This is a genomic window from Prevotella sp. AM23-5, assembly GCF_003473645.1.
GTDB classification, from domain to species: domain Bacteria; phylum Bacteroidota; class Bacteroidia; order Bacteroidales; family Bacteroidaceae; genus Prevotella; species Prevotella copri_A.
On sequence record NZ_QUCG01000005.1, the window covers coordinates 1 to 22,679 of the forward strand.

A 22,679-nucleotide genomic window follows, 5' to 3' on the forward strand; every position below is an offset into this window, starting at 1 on the left:
GTGCTGTCATTTTCCATATTCCATTCCTGTGAGTTTAAAGCATCCTCATAAAGGTAATATTGTCCCAGCAAGAAGTCGGTAACAGTTATCTTTCCTTGCGGATAATTCTTGTAGATGGTTGCAGACATTCTGCGATGTGGTATGGCATTGTATAATTGCTTTCCTTTCAATCCTTTTCCAACAGCTTCAGTCAAGAAGCTATCCCATAGTTTATCGCCATTAGGAGAAGCCATCAGAGAATCACACTGATAAGTATAATAGCTATAGCATTTTGAACACTCTGCTCCGATTTGCAGATAGAGCAAATCTTCCTTGCGCTGTTGTTCTCCAGACAGCGTATCCGTAAGATATTCATATACATAGCTACACAGCATATTAGCCGTATCTATCTTCTTATTTTGGGCAAAGCCAATAAGATAAAAAGTTAAAAATAGAAATATGAAACACTTTCTCTTCATGATTTTTCAATACTATATATCTATTTATATTTTACAAACTTTCTAATTGTTTATATTTCCACTTTTTAGAACCAACTTTTTCTATCTGGGGAATATCAATGCCCTGTAGTTGCGTTTGTGACTGGAAATCTCCAAAAAGAAATATATATTGTTCCTTTAAGAATTTTTCAAATGTAGTCGTCTCAAATTTGTTGTTTCCAACGTAAGTCTTGCTAAAGACAATCGGCTTCTTTGACACCTTTTCCATGCCAAGAAGTTTAAAGGCATGGCTATTATCTTCCGTAGTAGCCTCCATTATCAGTCCCGGCAATCCACATAATTTCCAAGGTCCGTCAGTTATTGGAATATCCATAGCAAACCATGCAGTCCAACAATGACCACGATAATGGCAGACTGCCTTTTGGCATTCATGTCCCAAGATTAATTTAGAAGAATCTTGTATTACCCAATTCTGAGCATATAAAGTATCTTCATAAATATAATCTTGCATCAGTAAGCCATCTGTTACAGTCATCTTTCCTTGCGGATAGTTTTTGTACACATAGGCTTTCATCCTTTTATGAGGCCACTCGGTCTTACTACCTATCGCAGCATTTATCTGCTGGCGCAGTATTACATCTCTATCAGGAGAAGCAAAAATAGAATCTACCTGCATACTATAATAACTATAGCATTTGGACATATTTTTACCTATCTGCAGCACCAACCAATCCTTGGCTGTTTTTCCAGACAAAGTATCCTGTATATAGGTATAATCATATTGACATTTCAGATAAGCTTCATCTATTTTTTTCTGGGCATAACAACATCCTATCCCCATATAGGCTAAGATTGTTAATGCCACCCAACTTTTCATTTTCTCCATAACTTTTCCTTGTTTAAAATAAAGATACTCTTTGATTCTATTCTCTTTCTATCAAGTCATAGTTACGTTTATCGTCTGACAGACCTAAGGATATACCTGACGTAGCCTCGCTTATGCTATTTTGATTATGAAAATAATTATATTCAGACTTCAGAAAAGCTTTCCGGTCTGTCTTTATCCGTTTTCTATTGAAAACATCATAAACGATAGGCGTGCCAGCATCCTTCTGCAATCCCTTGATGCAAAAATATTGCTGTCTCCCCTTGTCATACACTTCCATAATCAAACCTGGAAGACCACAAAATTTCCAAGGTCCATCACTCATAGGAACATCCAAGGCAAACCATGCCGTCCAAGAGCGACCACGGAATCTGCAGGTTGCCTTCTGGCAGTTATAGCCTAATATGTTTTTAATGCTATCACCTTCTACAACCCAATTCTGTAAACCTAAGCTGTCACTATATTCATAATACTGAGACATCAGATTGTCCGTTACCGTCATCATATTCTGCGGATAATTCTTATAGACGCACGCCGTCATTCTGCGATGTGGAAAAGAATTAGTCAGATACCCTTCTCGCTTTAACGCTTCTTTAAACAATGCACGAAACTTTGCTTTGCCATCTTCTGTAGATTGCAAGGAATCAGACTGGTAAGTATAATAACTATAGCATTTTGAAACATTCTTTCCGATAGAAAGAAAGAGTAAATCTTCTCCTTTCTCATTATTCTTTATCGTATCTTTCGAATAACAATAATAGTATGAGCAGAGATATTGCCCACTGTCTATCACGTTATTCTTAGCTTGCAACAGAAGCGCACCAAAGAACAACATGGATATACTTATAAAAAATCTCTTAACAAACATATTAATATAACCTTTAAAAATTAAAGAAATACTCTTTTGACTGCAAAAGTACTAAATCATTTTCAAAATCCTTTATCTTGAAGTATAATTTATATTAATAATGTGAAGAAAAGACGGAAGAGTTCGCAAAAGGTTCAAACATCCGGTGCATAGAAAGCTACTTTCGAAAACACTCTTCACGAAGAATCGCCAGGAAGCTATTCCGTTGCTTCGCTGGCGATTCTGAGAGAGAGAGATTTATCTATGTAATATCGTGTTCTTATTCCGCCTGAATACCGAAGTACTCGTTGAGTTCGGCGATGGCAGCACCATCGGCATTAGGAAGATCCTTCACCAACTTGCCTTTCTCCAGCAGGAGGATGCGGGTGGAGATGTCGGCAATGAAGTTGAGGTTATGGCTGGAGATGATGACCGTGGTGCCCTGCTCCTTGCAGATGCGCTGAATCATGTGGGCGATAGTCATCTGAGAAGATGGGTCGAGATAGTTGAAAGGTTCATCCAGGAGAAGAACCTTCGGATTGATGATCATCGCTCCAATGATGCCAATCTTCTGTCGGTTGCCCTGAGAGAAATCACGGAGATACTTCTTGGTTCCCATGATTTCATCGTGCATAAAGCCCTCAAACTGCGCCAATCGCTCCTGCAGGGTTTCATCGTCGATGTTATAGACATCAGCGATGAAATCGAAGTATTCCTCAGGGGTGAGGAAGTCGATGAGGAATCTGCCGTCGATGTAACTGCCGGTATATTCCTTCCAGGTTTCACTCTCGTTCACCTTTTGTCCATTGCTTTCCACGAAACCATCATCCGCCTGAATCAGGTCGAGAATCAGGCGGAGCAAGGTGGTCTTGCCCGCACCATTATTACCTACGAGTCCTATCAACTCGCCCTTTGCAACACCCAGATTATCAATATCGAGTACGGTATTGCCATTATATATCTTTTTGAGATTCTGAATCTTAATCATTTTACTTTGAACTTTGAATTTTGAACATTGAACTTTATGATTACTCTCCTAGCTTTCCATGAACTTCTCCATGCGCTTATACTTGTTCTTCTCGAAGATGGCAGCAATCTTGGTGATGAACCATTTATGGATGGCGATGCTGATGACTGCCAGCGCTACGCAGGTGATAAACCATGCCGTCTCGCCAAAGAAATGATAGATGGCAGCGACGCCAGCCAGCGGGAAGAGGAAGGCGATGGCATAAAGATTGATCTTCAGATTCGCTCCCTGCATGCTGAACATGGAAGTCTGGAATATCTCCAGACGGGAAGAGAAGAGTGCCGTAGGCAGATTAAAGAGATTGATGAACACCGCCAGACAGAAACCGCTGATGAGCACCTGGATTCCGATTCCTGCCTGCAGGAAAAGGAACGGAAGGGTGAGCAGCAAAGCAACTGCACTCACCACCATATAATAATAGAAGCAATTCTGCAGCATCTGCTTCACCTTTACCGGCTTGGTCATCAAACCATGGAAGAAGTTTGCCTCAATACCAAAGGTCCATTGCGACAACACCACCGATGGCAGCAGGATGGCACCTGCCACATAGAGGGTAGTCATAGCCACCTTATCCCCCATTTCCTGTCCCGGCTCTAAAGGCATCAGGGCGAAGAGATAGGCATCGAAGAGGAAGATGGCGGTAATCATAATCACCATCGTACGGACACGCTTTGCTCTCAATGTGCCGATATATTGCAGACTGAAAAGGTTGATATGGCTGAATCCACGGAACTTGGAAACCTTCTGCTTCTGCTCGTTATAAATCTTTTCGTGATAGAGATAGGCGGTAAGTCCGGTGAATACCGCTCCTGCAAGGAAGAAGAAACCTATCCATCCCATATATACTGGGAAGAAGGAAGCCACAAACATATATCCTATCAGCACGGCAAACATTCCCATCCATCCCAATATCAAGGGCCATTTCAGAATCCACTCCGTAGCCTTGCGGTAACAGGTGATGTAGATGCCGTTGATGAAAGAGAACTCCAGGAACAGGAAAAAGCTGGCTACAGCCTCTCTTGCCGGCAGGAGATAGATGAACACCGGAAGCGTAAGCACCGGAAGCACATAGTTCCAGAAGCTCACGAGATTGGTAGTGAGCAGGAACTTGTTCCAGATTTTCTCTGGCACAGGGCGCGACTTCACGTAATCATCCATTGCCGTAATATCCCGCTTCATCACCATCTTCATGATGATGTCTGGAATCAGCATGCCGATTACGATGCCCGCACCCAACAATGCCGGCATATCTTCCCCCTTCAGTTCTCCTCCACTCTCGGTGAAGCCCTGGTAGAAGCCCACACCCACCATCACATACAGGAAGATGATGTAGCACGCCACGAAGGCATCTCTCTTGCGGAAGTTACGGCGCTGTTGCAGCCACCATAACCTTAACAGTAATTTCAACATAATTCTTTCATTGCATTGGTTTATGGATGCAAAGGTAAATAAAAAGCTCTGAATTCTCTAACAAATTAGAAGAAATAACCTAAAAATAACATTAGATAAGAAACAATTTGCAAGAAGAAGCAAAAAGTTATAAGAAAAAAACAAAAAAAGCAGCATCTTCGTCCCGAAGATGCTGCTCGTTTCTAACTAACACTAACTTATGTATCAACTATTCATCAAACTATTAAAGCCTAAAAATTAATTCTATTTTACCGGCAAGATGTTACCATCCTCATCATAGAAGAGAGGAGCCACCTTTACGCTGCGAAGCCAGGTTGTATCATTTGATGGCACGCAGTCGTGATGGAACAGATACCACTGTCCCTTGTACTCACAGATACTATGATGAGTTGTCCAACCTACTACCGGTTCCAGGATGACACCCTTGTAAGTGAACGGACCATAAGGATTATCACCTACAGCATAACAGAGATAATGAGTGTCACCAGTAGAGTAACTGAAGTAATACTTGCCCTTATATTTGTGCATCCAGCTAGCCTCGAAGAAGCGATGAGGATCATCGGCTGGCAATACCTTACCCTCCTCGTCAACAATGACAACAGGCTTTGGCATCTCAGCAAACTGCTGAACATCATCAGTCATCATGGCTACACGAGATGGCAACGGGTTCTCCTTACCTTCAGGGAGATGCTCATTCTTCAGAGCCTTGTTGTCCTTATACCACTGAAGCTGACCGCCCCAGATACCACCGAAGTAGCAGTAAATCTTGCCATCATCATCCTTGAACACGCAAGGGTCGATGCTGTATGACTTGCGGATTGGGTCGGCATTCGGAATGAAAGGACCTTCCGGCTTATCAGCCACAGCCACACCGAGATGGAACACACCATTATAATCCTTGGCAGAGAAGATGAGATAGTACTTGCCATCCTTCTCTACTACATCGTTGTCCCACATCTGCTTCTCTGCCCATGGCACATCCTTCACATCGAGAATCACACCATGATCGGTTACCTCACCTTCCATCACATCGTCCATAGAGAGAACATGATAGTCTTTCATCTGGAAGTGACCGCCATCATCGTCGAAGCTTTCGCCGCTGTCCCAGTCATGAGATGGGTAAACATACAGGCGACCGTTAAACACATTGGCAGATGGATCTGCCATATAATCCTTAGGGAACAAATATCTTGCTTTCATTGTTATCTTATATTTAAAGAGATTGATGATATTATCTTAAGAGATTCTATTTGAAGAGATTGACGATTTCCTTCACCACTGGCTTCACCTCGTTGTTGCGGTCGATGAGCAGTGGATAGTTGGTTCTGCCAGGGATAGGCCAGCCATTCAACCAAGAGTGACCATCGTTGACACCCCAGAAGGTAACACGACTGATGACATCCTTGTGACGCTCTACAATCTTGAAGAGATCGAGATAACGCTGGTTGAAGAGTTTCTGTGCCTTCTTGTTAAGTCCCTTCACGTATGGATTGTACTTCTTCTGAAGTTCAAACTTCTGACTGATTTCCGCTCCGCCGAATCCTTCCGGATTAGGAAGCATGTTCATATCCAGCTCAGTCAGCATCACCTTGACACCTTCACCTGCAAAAGCCTCGATGCTCTTCTCATACTCAGCATAATCAGGATAATCAAAACCATTGTGGCTCTGCATACCTACAGCATCGATGCGGAGACCCTTCGCCTTCAAATCGCGAACCAGCTTGCAGATAGCCTCTCGCTTAGCTGGCTTAGAAGTAGAATAATCATTGTAATAGAGTTCTACGTTTGGATCAGCCTCATGCGCAAAGCGGAAAGCCAGTTCGATGAACTCCGGACCGATAATTTTATAATATAAAGACTTGCGGTAAGAGCCATCATCCTCGAAAGCTTCGTTCACAACGTCCCATCCCTTTACTCTACCTTTATAATGAGTAACCACATTCATGATGTGATTATACATTCTGCCGATGAGCACTTCACGGCTTACCAGATTACCCTTATCATCGGTAAACATCCACTTAGGTGGCTGAGAGTGCCAAACCAGGCAATGACCTATCAAGGTCTTGCCGTTCTTTTCAGCCCAGTCAGCCAGCTTATCGCCATCGGTGAAATCAAAACGATTCACCTCCGGATGATTTTCCTCGCCCTTCATACAGTTCTCGGCAACCACCTGGTTAAACTGTTTCTTCACTACTTCCTCACCTGCTGGGTCTTGTCCGTCTGTCAGAGAAGTATTAACGGCAGCACCCACCAGGAAGTACTTGCCCATGGCCTCCTGGAATGTTGGGATTGTCGTATTATTATTGCCTTTCTGGGCAAAAGCTGCAGAAGCAAGCATCAAGCCCAATGCAAAAGTCGATATTTTCTTCATGTCTAATTTATATTTTTCTCAATTTTAAATGTTACTTTCCCTGTTTGTGCCGAGCCTCAATCTTCTTGTTGATATCATCAATAACCGCATCTGTCAACTCATACTTCGAAATAATGAAGATGGCGAGCAGCAACAAGGCAGCAGGAATGACACATACCAACCAGAGAATACCCTCCTGAGCCTCAGGAGTCTGCTCCACGGCCTTCGGATTGTAAGCCACGTAAGCAAGGATGGCTGGAGCCACCACACTACCCAAGGTCATACCCGCCTTGAAGAAGATGCCCGTCAAGGCATTCACGATACCTGCAATACGCTTACCACTCTTATACTCTCCATAAGAGATAACCTCAGGAACAAGAGCCCACATATAACCCGTAGCTACAATAACACCCGTTGACTTAACAAACTGGGCGATATAGACGAGCATCATACTTGGCTGCTCCATCTTTGCTACCAGATAAAGGAATGCCATACCCACGATGGCGATGCCCAGGAACACATAGAACATGTTCTTCTTGCCGATTGCCTTCTTAATCATAGGCACCAGTGGCATGAAGATGAACGATGGTGCCGAACCCAAACCCATGAAGATGGAAAGCTGCTCGGAGGTTCCGTGAAGGTTGCTGTTCATGAAGTAAGCTCCTGCCGCATTGCCGATAGACATCATGGCGAAGGCGGTGATGAAGAAGAAGGCTATGATACGCAAAGGACGGTTGTGGAAAAATTCCATCCAAAGGTCGCTTATCTTCACATTGGCACTCTCCTCGGCATTCATTACCACACGCTCCTTACACTGTGAGAAACAGAAGAGGAGCAACAACAAACCAATGACGGCATAGATGGTCATGGTGGTAAACCAAGCCACCGGATCCTTAGGCAAACCATCCGACTGCTGGTCGGTAAAGTATGCGATGAGCAACGGAAGGCCTGAGCCTACAGCCAAACCGCCACAGTTTGCCATAAACATACGAACTGACGTCAACACCGTGATTTCATCGGTATCACGAGTCAGCGATGAGTTCAAGGCTCCATAAGGTACATTGATAAATGTATAGAGCAATGTCATGGCAATGTATGTGATATAGGCATAGAGCAGGGATGGTGCAAAGCCATTCCAGAAGCAGAGGATGGCAAAGCCCGAAAGTGGGATTCCTACGAATACCAGATAAGAGCGATACTTACCCAACTTAGGATTGTGCTTATCTATAAGGGCACCTACAATAGGGTCCCAAATCACATTTGCAACATTTCCTACCGTAAACATCACGGAAACGTCAACTGCATCGAGTCCGTAGATATCGGTATAGAAGAACAACAAGTACATACATGTTGTCTGGAAGATGAGGTTTTGTGCCAAGTCACCAGAACCGAATCCGATGCGCTGCAACCAACTCAATTTGTAGAATCCCTGGGATTCCTGTGAATTCTTTTCCATATCTTTATTCTTTTATTTCAATTTTTCTGCGGCAAACTTGCCCATAGCTTCATATCCCTTAGGGTTGAGATGCAACCAGTCGTCTGAATATTCAGCCTTCAGGCGCTGAGGGTCTTTCGGGTCACGGGTTAATTCATCGAAATCGATGACCTCATCAAAGGCACCGCTCTTTCTAATCCATTCGTTCACGGTTTGGCGCATTGCCTCATGCCAGAAAGAATACCATCCGTTGCCCTTGGTTGGGGTGATGGTTCCGCCATATACCTTGATGCCTTTAGCCTTGGCTTTTGCTATCAGTACCTTGTAGCAGGCAATCAGGGTATCTGTTACATGTTCATAATTTCCTCCGCAGCAACCGATATCGTTGGTTCCTTCGAAGATAATGAGCTTATCTACACCTGTCTGTCCCAGGATGTCACGGTCGAAACGCTTCATAGCTGGTTCGCTCAATCCGCCTTGCACCACGCAGTTGCCACCGATTCCGAGATTCAACACACCGTATGGCTTCTCTGCATTCAGGGCATCCGAGAGGAAATCGGTCCATCGGTTCTGATGGTTGGTGGTACTTCCACGGCCATCGGTAATAGAGTTTCCGAGGATAGCCACCACAGGGGTAGTCTTATCGGTCTTCACATCAATGGCTGAAAGATTGTACCAGTGGTCAGCCTTCTCCTGCTTATCGAAAGCAACATCCGTTGGCTTCACCGCCTTGCCCTTCACATTACTAACAATATAAGATGTGGTACGTGATCCGCGATGAGATGTTGCATTCACAGGAGTCTGTGTGCCATAATCGATGGTAATCGTAAGGCGCTGACCACTCTTCAAGGCATACTTCAAATCATCAGAGAAGATAGCCTTTCCAGGAGCAATGGTCACATTCTTCTTACCTCTGAATTTAAGATACTTCACCGTCTTGGTCTGAATTCCCCAGTTACTAGGAACATCTGTATCTGCAATATACACCGATTTGATTTCCACCGGTTCCTTGCTCTGCTCATTACTGAGCTTCACTCTGAGTTCCTCTCCGCCAAAGGAAACATGAACCACCTGTCGGCAAGAGCGGTTGCTCAAGCTTTTCTTAGGCATATCTCCTTTGCCAGTCCATTCCACTGCAGTAGCCCAAGAGCCTTTCCATACCTTCTGGGCAAAAGCTACAGAACTTGACGCTGCCAACACGAGTGCCAAAGATAAGATTCTTATTGCTTGTTTATTCATTGTTATTATGATGCTTTTAATGTTTCTATTGTTGTTGACGATGCAAATTTACTAATAAATTATGAAATAACAGGTATTTTATAGTTACCATTACTTTTCTATTTGTTTCATACTCACAAAAATGGCACAAAAAGATAAAGAAACAAAAAGAAACGAAACATATTGTTACATTAGAATTTGTTTCTTCCATTGTTTTTTGTTACTTTTGCAGCCATAATAACCTATTTAAATAAGAAACGGACAAAAAATATGAAGCATATCAGACATTGCCTCACGGCACTCTTCGCTATCGCCCTATCGCTTATGGTATGGGCCGACAGTGGTGAACTCTTCACTTCGGGCAAGCTATCCAGTTCGCTGATCAACTGTATTGTGCAAGACAAGTATGGCTATATCTGGGTGGGCACGGAATACGGACTCAGCAAGTTCGACGGCTACCGCTTTACCAACTATCTGCACAACGAAGAAGACACAACCTCCATCACCGACAATATTATCTCCGACCTTCTGGTAGATAAGAAAGGTAACCTCTGGATTGGTTGCGCCAAGGGATTGATGCGCTATAATTATGAGACGAACAATTTCTCCCGTCTCCAGTTTCCTGATGGCAGAAAGCCACGCATCTATTCGATGGTAGAAAGCCATCGCGGCGATATCCTGCTGGGCACTGCAGGTTACGGTCTCTACTCCGTGAAGAACAACGGCATAGAGAAAACGGCAAACAACAGATTCACCATCAGATGGGAAAGAGCATACGCCGAGCGCGACTCGGACGTATTCTTCACCCATATCTACGAAGACAAGCACCACTATCTCTGGCAGAGCAGTCACCTGTCAACCTTCACCCGATTCATCGAGAAGCAAGGCAAGGTGCAGCGCAAAGACTTCAAATCGCCATACGGAGCTCCTGTGGCATTCATCCAGCATCGCCCGCAAGCCATGCTCATCGTCTGCATGTATGGCATCATCTACTATGACTATCGAACGGGGCGTATAGCCGATGCCGGTTACGACCTGGGTACTTTCAAGAATCATGTAACCATCAACAATGCCACCTTCGACCACGATGGCAACCTCTATATCAGCACCTCTGAACATGGAGCCCTGATTATCAAGAAGGGAAGCAACAAGGTGGAACAGCTGGAAAACAGCAACAGCAATTTCAATCTTTCCACCGCCTTCGTCAACGATATCATCGAAGACAAGGACAACAACCTCTGGATAGGCTGCTACAAGAAAGGTCTCTATCTGCTCAACCAGCGCCAGCAAGCCTTCAGCAGCTGGAGTTTCTCGGCACAGAACTACATCATCGGCAGCAGCGTTTCTTCCATCGCCCCTGGTGAGAATGGCGAAACATGGTGTACGGTGCAAAACAGTGGCGTATTCTGTTTTGATGCTTCAGGAAAGATTATCGCCCACCCTACCTCGCCAGCAGGCACCTGCATCATCTACAAAGACCGCCGTGGTGCATACTGGATCAGCAACGGAAGTGCGCTCTACAGCTACAATCCGCATACGGGAGCCTATCAGGAAAAGCTCACCTTTACCAGCGCAGGTATCTACTGCATGACAGATGACAACCAGGGCAATCTCTATATCTCTGTATATAGCAAGGGCCTATATATATATAATGTGGAAAGCGGAAAGGTTACCGTACTCAATATGCGACAGAGGGGAAACAAGGGATTCCTCTGCAACGACTGGGTGCGCAGCATGGCATTCGACCATACCGGTCATCTGTGGATAGGCACTTCAAATGGCGTTTCCTGCCTCAACACGAAGACACTCAGCTTCAAGGACTTCGGATGGAATAACATTCTGAAAGACAGACAGGCGAATGGCATCTGCGAAGGAAAGAACGGCAATATGATTATCGGAACGGAAGAAGGACTCTATCTTTTCGACCGAAAGAACAACAAGACCCTTGCTCTCCCTCACGCCGAAGTTCTGAAGGGAAAGCAGGTGTGCAGCATCATCAAAGACCATCAGGGCGACTTGTGGATAAGCACTACCATGGGCATCTGGCAGTATGACCAGAAGAACAGACAGTTTATCGGGCACATCAATGGCAACGGACTCACCACCCGTGAATACGTGCTGGGTTCCTCCATGCATACCGCCAGCGACCTCATCGCCTTCGGAACAAGTGACGGCATCACCACCTTCTACCCGGAAAGAGTGAGAGCCAAGAAGATGGAACTGGGAGATGTACACCTCACCAACTTTATCATCGACGGCAAGCCAATCAACTGTCTGACGGATGAGTTCACGATACCATACGAGGAGAATTCGTTCACGCTGGAGTTCTCGCTGCTCAACTACAGGAACACCGACAACATCAGCTTCCAATATCGTATCAACGAGGGAAAATGGAACAGCACCAACGAAGGCTCCAACGCAGTATCATTCAACAAGTTGAAACCGGGCAGCTACACCCTGGAGGTAAGAGCCATGAGCAATGGCAACTTCTCCAAGAAGTCAACCATCATCCACATCAAGGTGTGCGACCCTTGGTATGCTTCCACCTGGGCATTCCTCCTCTATTTCCTGGCAGCAGCAGGCATCATCCTGTACATCATCTACCGGTATGAGCGCCATCGCAAGGAAGACCTGGAGGAAACCAAGATGCAGTTCCTCATCAATGCCACCCACGACATCCGTTCACCGTTGACACTGATTATGGGACCTCTCAACAAGCTGAAGACAAGAATCACGGATGCCGAAAGCAAACAGGATATCGATACCATCGACCGCAACGCCCAGCGCCTGCTGCTTCTGGTAAACCAGATACTCGACGAGCGAAAGATAGACAAAAACCAGATGCATCTGCACTGTCAGAAAACCCAGCTCAGGGAATTCCTGAACGGCATCATATCGCTCTACCGTTTCAATGCAGAAGAGCGCAACATCACACTCTCGCTCCAGGAAGATGCGAGCCTCAACGATGCCAATGGCAAGTTGCCTGTATGGATAGACCGCATCAACTTCGACAAGGTGATTTCCAACCTGCTCTCCAACGCCATGAAATATACCTTCAATGGCGGCACCATCACCCTCATCATGGGCAAGGACGAGAAGAATGCCATCATCAAGGTACAGGATACCGGCATCGGACTGAAGGAAGAGAAGACTGACCGACTCTTTGACCGGTTCTACCAGGGCAACAACAGCAGCGACCTTCACATCGAAGGCACCGGCATAGGACTGAACCTCTGCAAGGCATTCGTAGAGATGCACGGAGGCAAGATCAAGGCATACAACCGCACCGATGGCATCAAGGGTTCCTGCTTCGAGGTAACCATTCCGCTGGGCAAGGAACATCTGAAGCCAGAAGAGATTCTCAACGAGGAAGAGGACAGAAGCATCGAATCCATCGGCAAGAAAGTGCAAGCCAACCGCAACTTCAACATTCTGATAGTAGATGACGATGCAGAGATTGCCCATTATATCAAGACCGAACTGAGCGACTGGTACCGATTTGAACATGCCAGCAACGGCAAGGAAGGTCTCAAGATGTTGCTCACCGGCAAATATGATCTCGTGATAAGCGATGTGATGATGCCGGAAATGGATGGTATTACCATGCTCAAGAAGATTAAAGGTAACTCTAACGTAAGCGATATTCCGGTCATCCTGCTCACCTCCAAGAGCGAGGTAGAGAATCGACTAGAGGGATTACGCAAAGGTGCCGATGCCTTCCTGGCTAAACCTTTCAATATGGAAGAGCTGCATATTCTCATCGACAATCTGGTAGATAATGTCCGACGCATCCGTGGCAAATACAGCGGTGCGCAGGGACAGAAGGCTAAGATTGAGCAGATAAAGGTAAAGGGCAATAACGACGCTCTCATGGAAAGAGTGATGAAATATATGAACGAGCACCTCGCCGACCCTGACCTCAACGTTGAGAAACTGACAGAAGATGTAGGCATCAGCCGTGCCCAACTGCACCGTAAGCTGAAAGAAATAGCAGGTGTCTCTGCCGGTGAATTCATCCGTAACTTACGATTAGAACAAGCTGCACGTCTTATTGAAGAAGGGCAGATCAACATCACGCAAGTAGCTTATTCCGTAGGATTTTGCAACCAGACCCACTTCTCTACAGTGTTCAAGAAACACTATGGCATGTCACCAAGTGAATATGCTGAAACAAAGAGAAATGAGAAATAAACAACAAATAAAAGAAAATAAGGTATTTTTTCGTATCTTTGCAGCAGAAACAATAATAATACAAACTAACGATCTGCAAAGATATGAAGAAATACCTTATTTTTTTATTTACGGTACTTACATCACTCCATGTTTCTGCACAGAGTGATGGCTCACAGTTATGGCTCGGAAAGCAGTATGCCAACTCATGCCAAGTCATCTCACAGTTGCCCGATGATGCAACAGCCAAGATTGCCAAGCAGGAGTTGGAAAACAACTGGCGTGGCAAGAATGTAGAATTGAAGATAGACAAGACGCTGAATCTTGGCGAGGGTTATCACCTCTATGCCCGTCCTGCACAGCAAGGCGACAACATTCAGTATGAAGCAACCATCACCGCCAGCAATCCTATCGGTTTGCTCTATGGTGCCTACGAGCTAATTCGACTTCAGAACACTGATGCCTACAACACAGGTAGCGGCAATCAGCAGAACTTCAGCAAAGCTATCGATGAGACCGAGAAACCACAAGTGGGTCTTCGCATTCTTAACCATTGGGATAATCTCGATGGCAGCATCGAACGTGGCTATGCCGGCAAGAGCATCTTCAAATGGGAAGAAATCAAACTCGGCAAAAACGGCAAGGGTGGCAGCATCAGCAAGAGTCTTCACGACCGTCTCATCACCTATGCCCGTGCCAACGCATCGCTCGGTATCAACGGAAGCGTACTGAACAATGTAAATGCATCGCCAAAGATGATGACGGCAGAATATATTAATAAGGTGAAAGTCATCGCCAACATCCTGCGTCCATACGGCATCCGAGTGTATCTCAGCATCAACTTTGCTTCTCCTATGGCATTGGGCTATACCAAGACTGCAGACCCATTGGATAAAAAGGTACAACAGTGGTGGAAGAAGAAAGCAAAGGAGATTTATGCTGTCATTCCAGACTTTGGCGGATTCCTGGTAAAAGCTAATTCTGAAGGACAACCTGGTCCTGGCGATTACCACCGCACCCATGCCGATGGAGCCAACATGCTTGCCGATGCCGTCAAACCATACGGTGGCATTATCATGTGGAGAAGCTTTGTATATGGTGCTAACCATAAGGGAGAAGACCGTGTAAAGCAAGCTGTCAGCGAATTCAAAGGGATGGATGGAAAGTTCCGTGACAATGTAATTCTCCAGTCAAAGAACGGTCCGCTCGACTTCCAGCCTCGTGAACCATACGCTCCTATCTTCGACAACATCAGACAGACACCTCAGATAGCAGAACTTCAGATTACCCAGGAATATCTCGGACAGTCTAAACACCTCACCTATCTCGCCCCAATGTGGAAGGAATTCTTTGATTTTGTCAATCCAGACAAACTGGTTGGAATCTCAGGTGTAGCCAATATCGGTGATGATGCCAACTGGTGCGGTCATCCTTTCTCACAGGCAAACTGGTATGCCTTCGGTCGCCTGGCCTGGAATCCTTCGCTCAGCGCAGAAGAGATTGCCCACGAATGGCTCGTTCAGACTTACGAGAATCAGGACGAGAAGTTCACCAAACCTGTAGAGATGATGATGATGACCTCACGTGAAGCTTGCGTCAACTATATGATGCCATTGGGCTTACATCATATCTTCAAGTTCGATCACCACTACGGTCCGGAACCGGATGGTTTCATCGCCAGCTATCCATTGGAGTGGTGCCCTGTTTATTATCACAAGGCAGATGCCAAGGGTATCGGTTTCGACCGCTCATCCAAAGGTACAGATGCCGTAGGTCAGTATCCGGAGCCATATCGTAGTCTGTATGACAACATCGAGACTTGCCCTGAAGAATATCTCCTATGGTTCCATCATGTAGCTTGGAATTACAAAATGAAGTCGGGCAGCACCCTCTGGCAGGAACTCTGCATGAAGTACAACATGGGTGTGGCGATGGTTGAAGTATATCGCGACTTCTGGCACACCTCAGCCAAACAATATATGAAGGGGCATGAACAGGAATGGCAACATACCGATTCATTACTCAATGTACAGTTGGAAAACGCCAAGGAATGGCGCGAGACCTGCCTCAAGTATTTCCAGAACTATGTATCTTCTACAGTAGATAAGTAATAGTAGAACCCGCAGGAAAGTAATGATAAAGTGTCGTAATCTCAGATTTTTTATGAGATTGCGACACTTTTCTCGTTAGAAAGTTGTCGTAATCTCATTTTTTTTGTAACTTTGCGACAGTTTTAAGCAAAAAAGACAGATATGAAAGAGAACATCATCGGAAGAGAACAAGAGATATCCAAGCTGGAGAACTACATCTCTAGTCGTAAATCGGAGTTTATTGCCATATACGGCAGACGACGTGTAGGTAAAACATTTCTCATCAAGGAAATGTTTGAGGGACGTTTTACCTTCCGAGTTACAGGCAAAGACAATGTCTCTACCAAGGAACAACTCACCAATTTTGGCTTTGCCCTCCTTGAGCAAATGAATGTGGATACAATGCCTAAAGACTGGGAAGAAGCCTTCAGATTATTACAAAAGGCTATAGAAAATATGCCGGAAGGCGCGAAGGTCATCTTCTTCGATGAACTTCCATGGTTTGACACTCGTTCCTCTCACTTCATCAGTGTCTTGGAGCACTTCTGGAACGACTGGGCTTTCTATCGCAACGACATCAAGTTGATAACCTGCGGAAGTGCCACTACCTGGATGATAGACAATGTCATCAACTCTCATGGCGGTCTCCACAATCGTGTTACGCACAATATCCTTCTCTCACCTTTCTGCCTGAGAGAAGTAGGAGACTATTTCAAGGCACAGGGATTCAATTATGAGCGACCAGAAATCATCGAATGCTTCATGGCTGTAGGTGGAATTGCCTATTATCTCTCCCTCTTCGAAAGCGACAAGAGCGTGGCACAAAATATCCAGCAACTATGCTTTACACGTGGTGGCGAACTGACAGAAGAATTCGACCGTCTCTTCAAATCTTTATTCAAGAAAGCAGACAATTACCAAGCAATCGTAACGGCACTGAAAAATAAGGGCAAAGGCATGACGAGACAAGAACTCTTGGATGCTACGCATCTTCCCAACAACGGTAGGTTTACGAGCATGCTAAAGGAACTGGAGCAGTGCGACTTCATCCGCAGTTACAATCCTTTTGGAAAGACCAAAAAGGAATGTATGTATCAACTGATAGACCCATTCACATTGTTCTACTTCAAATTCATGCACAACAAAGGTACATTCTTTGACGACTACTGGATCAAGATGCAATCAACCAGCGAGTATGCCTCATGGTGTGGCCATGCCTTCGAGATAACTTGCCTTCATCACATCAACAATATTGTAAAAGCCCTTGGCATAGATGGTTGCATCAACATCCCATGCGCTTGGTCGTATCGCCCTACCAGCAAGACATTGGCAGACGAGGATGCCGATGAGGATTTGAAACAAGGTGCCCAGATAGACTTATTGATAGACCGCTCCGACAAGTCCATTTCCATCTGCGAGATGAAATACTGTCAGGGAGAATATGAAATCAACAAGGCATACGATGCCCATCTCATGCACCGCCTTAACATATTCAAGAAAGTGACCAAGACTAACAAGACCCTCATCCCTACCTTCATCACTCCATACGGACTATATAATAATATGTATGCAAGAAAAATAACAAGACAAGTAACAGGGGATGACTTATTTGCATAACATAAGGTACAAAAAGTTGTACGACAACAAGGTATTCCCACTAGGCTCGACAGAGAAGTTACTTTCTAGCACCCAGAATGATACTTTCTCCAACCCGAGAAGATACGCTTTTCTTCTGAAAGATGCAAGGAATTATTGGAAAATGTTTGAGAGTGAGGGAGATAAAAAGAAAAAGGTGTATCCTCGCTTGCCCGATATGTTGGGCAAGAAGGATACACCTTATTATATTATACTATTCCGAAAGATTTGATTAGTTAATCTTTGGAGCAGTAGCATCAGCATTGTAGTCGGTCTCGTTCAGAGGAACGCCCCATGTCCACTTGTTGCCATCCTCTGGTTTGATGGTGATAGCAACAGACTGATGTGCATTACCACCTTCTGCAAATGACTTGCGGACAACAGCCTTGTTCCAACGCTTGAAGTCGCTCCACTCGAAGCCCTCACCCCAAAGCTCAAGACAACGATAGTCCTGAATCTCTGAAAGAAGCTCCTCGCCAGTCTTTGTGCAGGTATATTCTGGGTTACGACCAGAAGTAGCATTCAGCTCAACCAATGCAGCCTGAGCCTCTGCAGTCTTGCCCAGGAAGTAATTTGCCTCAGCCTCAATCAGTACCATCTCGCTAGAGCGGATGAATGGTACGTAGCCGACACCTGGCTGAGCTTTTACATAGAACTTCAAGTTCGCATCCAGATAGTAAAAACCTGCCTGATATGGAGTTGTTAAGCCCTTAGCCTGATGAGCCTTTACTATAGAATCAGCCTGCTCATAGATGTTATCATCCATCATACCAAGGATACCAAATGTATAGTAATATTTAGACTCCTTGGAGAGGTCAAGGTTAGGGAACTTATCCTCTGTCAGGAAGTTCTGCTTGCGGGCATCATTGTTAGGGATGCGGGAAATCAACTCATGACCGATAGTACCTGAACCGGTTGGATTACCATCTGCTTTTGCATAGTAACCGTTACAAGCACCCTGTGTGCCATAAGACCAATAAAAGTTGTTTTCTGAATCATCACCATAACTTCCCATAATCCACTCAGATGTTGGCTCACAGAAACCGGCAGCGTAGCTATCGTTGCTCATCAATGGATAACCCTGCTTAGCAAGCTTAGCCTGGTCAACAGCAGTCTGGTAATCCTGGCGGAACAAAGCTGCACGTGCATAAACAGCATGAGCAACGTTTGCATTAGGGATCCAAACCTCGCGAGCAGGACGATCGATACCACTTTCGCCAAACAAGGTAATCGCTTCCTGACAATCCTTGTAAATCTGATCTACGGTTTCTGCCAATGTTGCAAATGGAGCATCGCCTGTAGATTCATCCAAACGAAGAACCACTCCCAGTGAAGCACCATTGTTGCTGTCCTGCCAACGATAGCAGTAGTAGTGAATCAACTTCTCGTAGCTGTAAGCACGGAAAGACAAGGCTGAAGCCTTGATAAATTTCTTGTCCTCATCACTACCTGTCGCAGCATCGATATGGGCAATAATTCTGTTTGCCTGACCGATGAGCTGGTAATAATAGTACCAAGCATATCCGTCATAGATAGTACTTGTTCTATTATGGAATGTCTGGTTATGGATAGGTGCCCAACCAGAAGCATAATAGTTATAATTATAGTTCTGGCTTGGCAAGTTCTCATAAAGACGCATGATAGCATTCTCACCAGCAAAGCCCTGTGAGAAAGCATAATGCTGAGTAGTCTGGCAACGAGCGATACCATTTAAAGCCTTGTAAGCCATATCTGTAGTTGCTACAGCTTCTGTAGAAGAAACGGAAGCTGTTGGCTTGGTTTCGAGATAATCGCTGCCACATGATGCCAGCAAGGTTGCAGAAGCTAAAATAGCGCAACCGAATATCTTGTTTATATAATTTTTCATCTTAATTTCTCTTTATATTAATTATTCCCTTAGAATGTTACAGACAAACCGAAGTTGAATACACGTGCACTAACGTATGTATCCTCTGAATCTCCATTGAAGCTATACTGAGGGTTCATACCCTTACGGGCTGTAAGTGTAAACAGATTCTCTGCACCTGCCTTAACCTGCAAGCCCTGGATACCCATGCTCTGGATCCATGCCTTTGGCAAGTTGTAACTCAGGTTGATATTCTTGAAGATGAGATAATCTGCACTTGTCAACCAGCGGTCACTTGTGTCGTTGTTGTAGGTACTGAGGTTGAAGTCGATAATTGGAGTTCCGTTAGGATCGAGACGGTTTGGAGATGTCTCTGTCATTCCCTCAGGCACACCATTCCAAGACTTCAGGATGTCCTTATGATTAGCTGATGCAGAAGAAGCCGAAGCTGTGCTCATCAAGCTCCTGTAAGAAGCATCATAAACCTTGCCACCCAAGCTATAGGTGAACAATACACCGAGGCTCAAGTCCTTCCAACGGAGGTTTGTACCGAATGAACCATATACCGATGGGAGAGCTGTGCCAGCCCACTTGCGCTCAGCATAGGATGTCTCTGTAGTGTAGTTTTTACCGTTGATTGTAACAAGAGTGCCGGCATTCTCTGCTGCCTCAACATTCTCGTCAGCAATGTCATACAAAGAATTACCTGTCATCTGGTCAACACCTGCGAAGTGATAGGTGAAGAACTCGTATGCAGAATGTCCCTCAGAATACTTCTGTACGCCATGGAGAATGTCCTTACCTCCAGGCAGCTTGATCACCTTGTTCTTCAAGGTTGTAGCATCTGCAGAAACTGTCCAGTTCCAATCCTTGTTTTTGATGATTTCACCACTCAAGGCGATTTCAAAGCCACGGTTTGAAATCGTACCAATGTTCTGATAAATAGACCAGTTTGTCATATTTTCATTATGAGGAAATGATCCTGCAGAATATGGCAGACGAACCTCGAAGAGAAGATCCTTAGAACGCTTGTCGAAGTAGCCGATACTGAAGTTCAAGCGGTCGAACACTCTACCCTCTACACCAAGATCGACAGTCTGAGTTGTCTCCCACTTAATATTTGGTGCTGGTAAAGACTGGCTGATGAATGCACCGTTTCCACCATTCTTGTTAATCTCATAAAGTGACTGATAAGCATAAAGGCTTACACCGGCATTGTTACCAACCTCACCATAAGAAGCACGTACACGCAAGTCGTTCAACCATTCTACATCCTGCAGGAAGCTCTCTTTCTTGGCATTCCAGTTCAAACCGAATGAATAGAAGTCACCCCAGCGTGCATCCTTTGCGAAACGGGAAGAACCATCGCGACGGTATGAGAAGTCAGCGAAGTATTTCTCATCATAGTTATAGCGGATACGACCCAAATAAGACTCGGTCTTATCTACATCATCAGAGCCTTCGAAGAATGAATTCTTCAGGAAATTGCCCATAGTTAAGTTTCCTGCTGCAGCCATATTGGTGTTCATTCCACTAGTAAGCTTTCTCTCCCAGCTATAGTTCTCATGACCGGCAAGAACATCTACGGTGTGCTTGCCGTAGGTCTGATTCCATGTCAACAACTCCTGGGCTGTATAGGTAGCATACTGGTATGCATAGCTAATCAAACGACCATTGTTAGCAGCACCATCACCGATGTTAGGGTTGTTGTAAGTCTGACGGTTCTCTGTACTGTTGTTACCATTAGCCTTTACCATCACAGAGAAGTTATATGGCAAATTGATCTTACCATAAACCTGTGCATCAATAACTGCACGACGGGTCTTATCCTTGTCAGCAGTCATCTCGTATGCGATGTTACGGTTAGAGAGGTACTCAGAAGTTACATCAAACTGCTTTTCACCATTCTCATCAAGCGCATAGCTACCATCTGCATTATGCATATACATAGGATAGACAGGCGCCATGTAACGGGTGACATGGAATGGGTTTGCAAAAAGACTACCTTTGGCACCGTCGTTGAACTGACGGTTAGAAACGTTGGCACTCAAGTTGATACCACCTTCGAACCACTTGCTTGGAGTGAACTTAGAGTTGATACGACCTGTGAAACGCTCGAAAGCAGAGTTCTTGGTATAACCCTTCTCGTTCAAGTAACCGGCAGAAGCATAAACATTAAACTTCTCACCACTTACAGCACCAGAGACATTGTACTCCTGACGATGACCGGTACGCTCTACACCATCCTGCCAATCGAGGTCGTCATAACCAGAGAGGCGAGAAGCAATCAGCTTACCATTTGCGTCAAACAAAGCATCATCCTTTGCATTGTAGATATTTCGCTTTACATAGTCGCTAATCAAGTGAGTTGTAGCGTATTGAGCTGCAGCTGTAGCATCCAGACCCATAGAACCAGACATAGCGTAGTTCTTCATTGCCAACCAAGATGCCTCCATCCACTGGTCAGCACCCAGGCGCTCATACTCACCAATACCACGAGTGTAAACACCGTTGTTAATCTGGAGATTGATAGTTGGCTTGATGCCATACTTTGCACGCTTGGTAGTAATCAGGATAACACCATTGGCAGCACGGTTACCATAAAGGGCAGCAGAAGCAGCATCCTTCAATACAGACATACTCTCGATGTCGTTAGGGTTCAACTCAGAGATGTTACCATCGAAAGCTGCGCCATCTACCACATAAAGAGGCTGGTCAGCATCCTTTACCAAGGTTCCGACACCACGGATGTGGATCGTTGGAGCCTTACCTGGCTCACCGTATGAGCTATTAACCTGTACACCAGGAGCAGCACCTTCGAGCGCACCTGTTACAGAAGTAGAGATACGGTTCTCGATTTCCTTAGAATCAACAGCAGTTACAGAACCAGTAATAGATTGGCGCTTTGCTGTACCGTATGCCACAACAACAACGTCATCCAAAGACTGGTTGTCTGCATCCAAAACAATCTTCATGTTAGAAGAAGCCTTGGCTGTCTTAGACTGCATACCGATGTATGTAATCTCCAACTTAGCTCCAGCTGGAGCGTTCAAAGAGAAGTTACCATCAATGTCGGTAACTGTACCTGTGTTAGTGCCTGCAACCTTGATAGAAGCACCGATAACTGGGCTTCCGTCCTCAGAAGAGGTCACGTGACCAGAGATTTGACTTTGTGCAAAAGCCATGCTCGTACTGAGAGCAAGACCTGCAACTACTGTCATGAGTCTTTTTTCCATAAATCTCTCTCGTTTTAAATAAATGAATATATAATGTTTATAATTTCTTTCTCTCAACTTTTCTTATATGATCACTCACAAGGAGTTATCAT

The 22,679-nt window shown here is 45.0% G+C and carries 14 protein-coding genes; 3 read left to right on the forward strand and 11 right to left on the reverse strand.

From position 1 onward, the window contains the following. From DW657_RS02330 to DW657_RS02370, 9 genes are all read right to left on the reverse strand, one after another. Positions 1 to 458: GLPGLI family protein (locus tag DW657_RS02330; protein WP_118311268.1), on the reverse strand; the 458-nt coding region annotated here is incomplete at its 3' end. A gap of 31 nt (positions 459 to 489) precedes the next feature. Continuing rightward, complete coding sequence (locus tag DW657_RS02335) at positions 490 to 1,323, reverse strand: GLPGLI family protein (RefSeq protein WP_118311269.1); 834 nt, start codon at positions 1,321 to 1,323, stop codon at positions 490 to 492. 37 nt (positions 1,324 to 1,360) lie between these two features. Next, positions 1,361 to 2,191, reverse strand: a complete 831-nt coding sequence (locus DW657_RS02340; protein WP_118311270.1) for a GLPGLI family protein — start codon at positions 2,189 to 2,191, stop codon at positions 1,361 to 1,363. Positions 2,192 to 2,450: 259 nt separating this feature from the next. Further along, positions 2,451 to 3,158 carry an ABC transporter ATP-binding protein gene (locus DW657_RS02345; protein ID WP_118311271.1) on the reverse strand — a complete coding sequence of 236 codons (708 nt, stop codon included), beginning with the start codon at positions 3,156 to 3,158 and terminating at the stop codon, positions 2,451 to 2,453. A 48-nt stretch (positions 3,159 to 3,206) separates the two neighbouring features. After that, the gene (locus tag DW657_RS02350; RefSeq protein ID WP_118311272.1) at positions 3,207 to 4,607 is read right to left on the reverse strand and encodes a DUF5687 family protein; all 1,401 of its coding nucleotides are present in this window, start codon (positions 4,605 to 4,607) and stop codon (positions 3,207 to 3,209) included. 243 nt (positions 4,608 to 4,850) lie between these two features. Next, positions 4,851 to 5,807, reverse strand: coding sequence for a glycoside hydrolase family 43 protein (locus DW657_RS02355; protein WP_118311273.1), 957 nt, complete (start codon positions 5,805 to 5,807; stop codon positions 4,851 to 4,853). Positions 5,808 to 5,853: 46 nt separating this feature from the next. Continuing rightward, positions 5,854 to 6,978 (reverse strand): endo-1,4-beta-xylanase, encoded by a 1,125-nt coding sequence (locus tag DW657_RS02360; RefSeq protein WP_118311274.1) that lies wholly within the window; start codon positions 6,976 to 6,978, stop codon positions 5,854 to 5,856. A 31-nt stretch (positions 6,979 to 7,009) separates the two neighbouring features. Further along, the gene (locus tag DW657_RS02365; protein WP_117661840.1) at positions 7,010 to 8,413 is read right to left on the reverse strand and encodes an MFS transporter; all 1,404 of its coding nucleotides are present in this window, start codon (positions 8,411 to 8,413) and stop codon (positions 7,010 to 7,012) included. A gap of 12 nt (positions 8,414 to 8,425) precedes the next feature. Continuing rightward, positions 8,426 to 9,631, reverse strand: a complete 1,206-nt coding sequence (locus DW657_RS02370) for an SGNH/GDSL hydrolase family protein (RefSeq protein WP_199658287.1) — start codon at positions 9,629 to 9,631, stop codon at positions 8,426 to 8,428. A gap of 249 nt (positions 9,632 to 9,880) precedes the next feature. On the opposite strand from DW657_RS02370, the gene DW657_RS02375 reads away from it, so the two are divergent. From DW657_RS02375 to DW657_RS02385, 3 genes are all read left to right on the forward strand, one after another. Next, positions 9,881 to 13,801, forward strand: a complete 3,921-nt coding sequence (locus tag DW657_RS02375) for a two-component regulator propeller domain-containing protein (protein ID WP_118311275.1) — start codon at positions 9,881 to 9,883, stop codon at positions 13,799 to 13,801. Positions 13,802 to 13,884: 83 nt separating this feature from the next. After that, complete coding sequence (locus tag DW657_RS02380; RefSeq protein WP_118311276.1) at positions 13,885 to 15,891, forward strand: alpha-glucuronidase; 2,007 nt, start codon at positions 13,885 to 13,887, stop codon at positions 15,889 to 15,891. Positions 15,892 to 16,032: 141 nt separating this feature from the next. Beyond that, positions 16,033 to 17,487, forward strand: a complete 1,455-nt coding sequence (locus DW657_RS02385; RefSeq protein WP_118311277.1) for an ATP-binding protein — start codon at positions 16,033 to 16,035, stop codon at positions 17,485 to 17,487. 250 nt (positions 17,488 to 17,737) lie between these two features. Here the strand turns inward: DW657_RS02385 and DW657_RS02395 are convergent, their stop codons facing one another. Both DW657_RS02395 and DW657_RS02400 read right to left on the reverse strand, forming a co-directional pair. Next, a complete protein-coding gene (locus DW657_RS02395; RefSeq protein WP_118311279.1) occupies positions 17,738 to 19,372 on the reverse strand; it encodes a RagB/SusD family nutrient uptake outer membrane protein in 1,635 nt (544 codons plus the stop codon). Positions 19,373 to 19,401: 29 nt separating this feature from the next. Next, entirely contained in the window at positions 19,402 to 22,587 is a 3,186-nt protein-coding gene (locus tag DW657_RS02400) for a SusC/RagA family TonB-linked outer membrane protein (RefSeq protein WP_118311280.1), read from the reverse strand. Between the last annotated feature and the right edge of the window lie 92 nt (positions 22,588 to 22,679).

What these genes read in the sequence shown, in the direction of transcription:
- DW657_RS02340 (WP_118311270.1), bottom strand. Translation starts at nt 2,191, where the DNA reads ATGTTTGTTAAGAGATTTTTTATAAGTATATCCATGTTGTTCTTTGGT.
- DW657_RS02375 (WP_118311275.1), top strand. Translation starts at nt 9,881, where the DNA reads ATGAAGCATATCAGACATTGCCTCACGGCACTCTTCGCTATCGCCCTA.
- DW657_RS02365 (WP_117661840.1), bottom strand. Translation starts at nt 8,413, where the DNA reads ATGGAAAAGAATTCACAGGAATCCCAGGGATTCTACAAATTGAGTTGG.
- DW657_RS02350 (WP_118311272.1), bottom strand. Translation starts at nt 4,607, where the DNA reads ATGTTGAAATTACTGTTAAGGTTATGGTGGCTGCAACAGCGCCGTAAC.
- DW657_RS02355 (WP_118311273.1), bottom strand. Translation starts at nt 5,807, where the DNA reads ATGAAAGCAAGATATTTGTTCCCTAAGGATTATATGGCAGATCCATCT.
- DW657_RS02385 (WP_118311277.1), top strand. Translation starts at nt 16,033, where the DNA reads ATGAAAGAGAACATCATCGGAAGAGAACAAGAGATATCCAAGCTGGAG.
- DW657_RS02380 (WP_118311276.1), top strand. Translation starts at nt 13,885, where the DNA reads ATGAAGAAATACCTTATTTTTTTATTTACGGTACTTACATCACTCCAT.
- DW657_RS02360 (WP_118311274.1), bottom strand. Translation starts at nt 6,978, where the DNA reads ATGAAGAAAATATCGACTTTTGCATTGGGCTTGATGCTTGCTTCTGCA.
- DW657_RS02395 (WP_118311279.1), bottom strand. Translation starts at nt 19,372, where the DNA reads ATGAAAAATTATATAAACAAGATATTCGGTTGCGCTATTTTAGCTTCT.
- DW657_RS02400 (WP_118311280.1), bottom strand. Translation starts at nt 22,587, where the DNA reads ATGGAAAAAAGACTCATGACAGTAGTTGCAGGTCTTGCTCTCAGTACG.
- DW657_RS02370 (WP_199658287.1), bottom strand. Translation starts at nt 9,631, where the DNA reads ATGAATAAACAAGCAATAAGAATCTTATCTTTGGCACTCGTGTTGGCA.
- DW657_RS02345 (WP_118311271.1), bottom strand. Translation starts at nt 3,158, where the DNA reads ATGATTAAGATTCAGAATCTCAAAAAGATATATAATGGCAATACCGTA.
- DW657_RS02335 (WP_118311269.1), bottom strand. Translation starts at nt 1,323, where the DNA reads ATGGAGAAAATGAAAAGTTGGGTGGCATTAACAATCTTAGCCTATATG.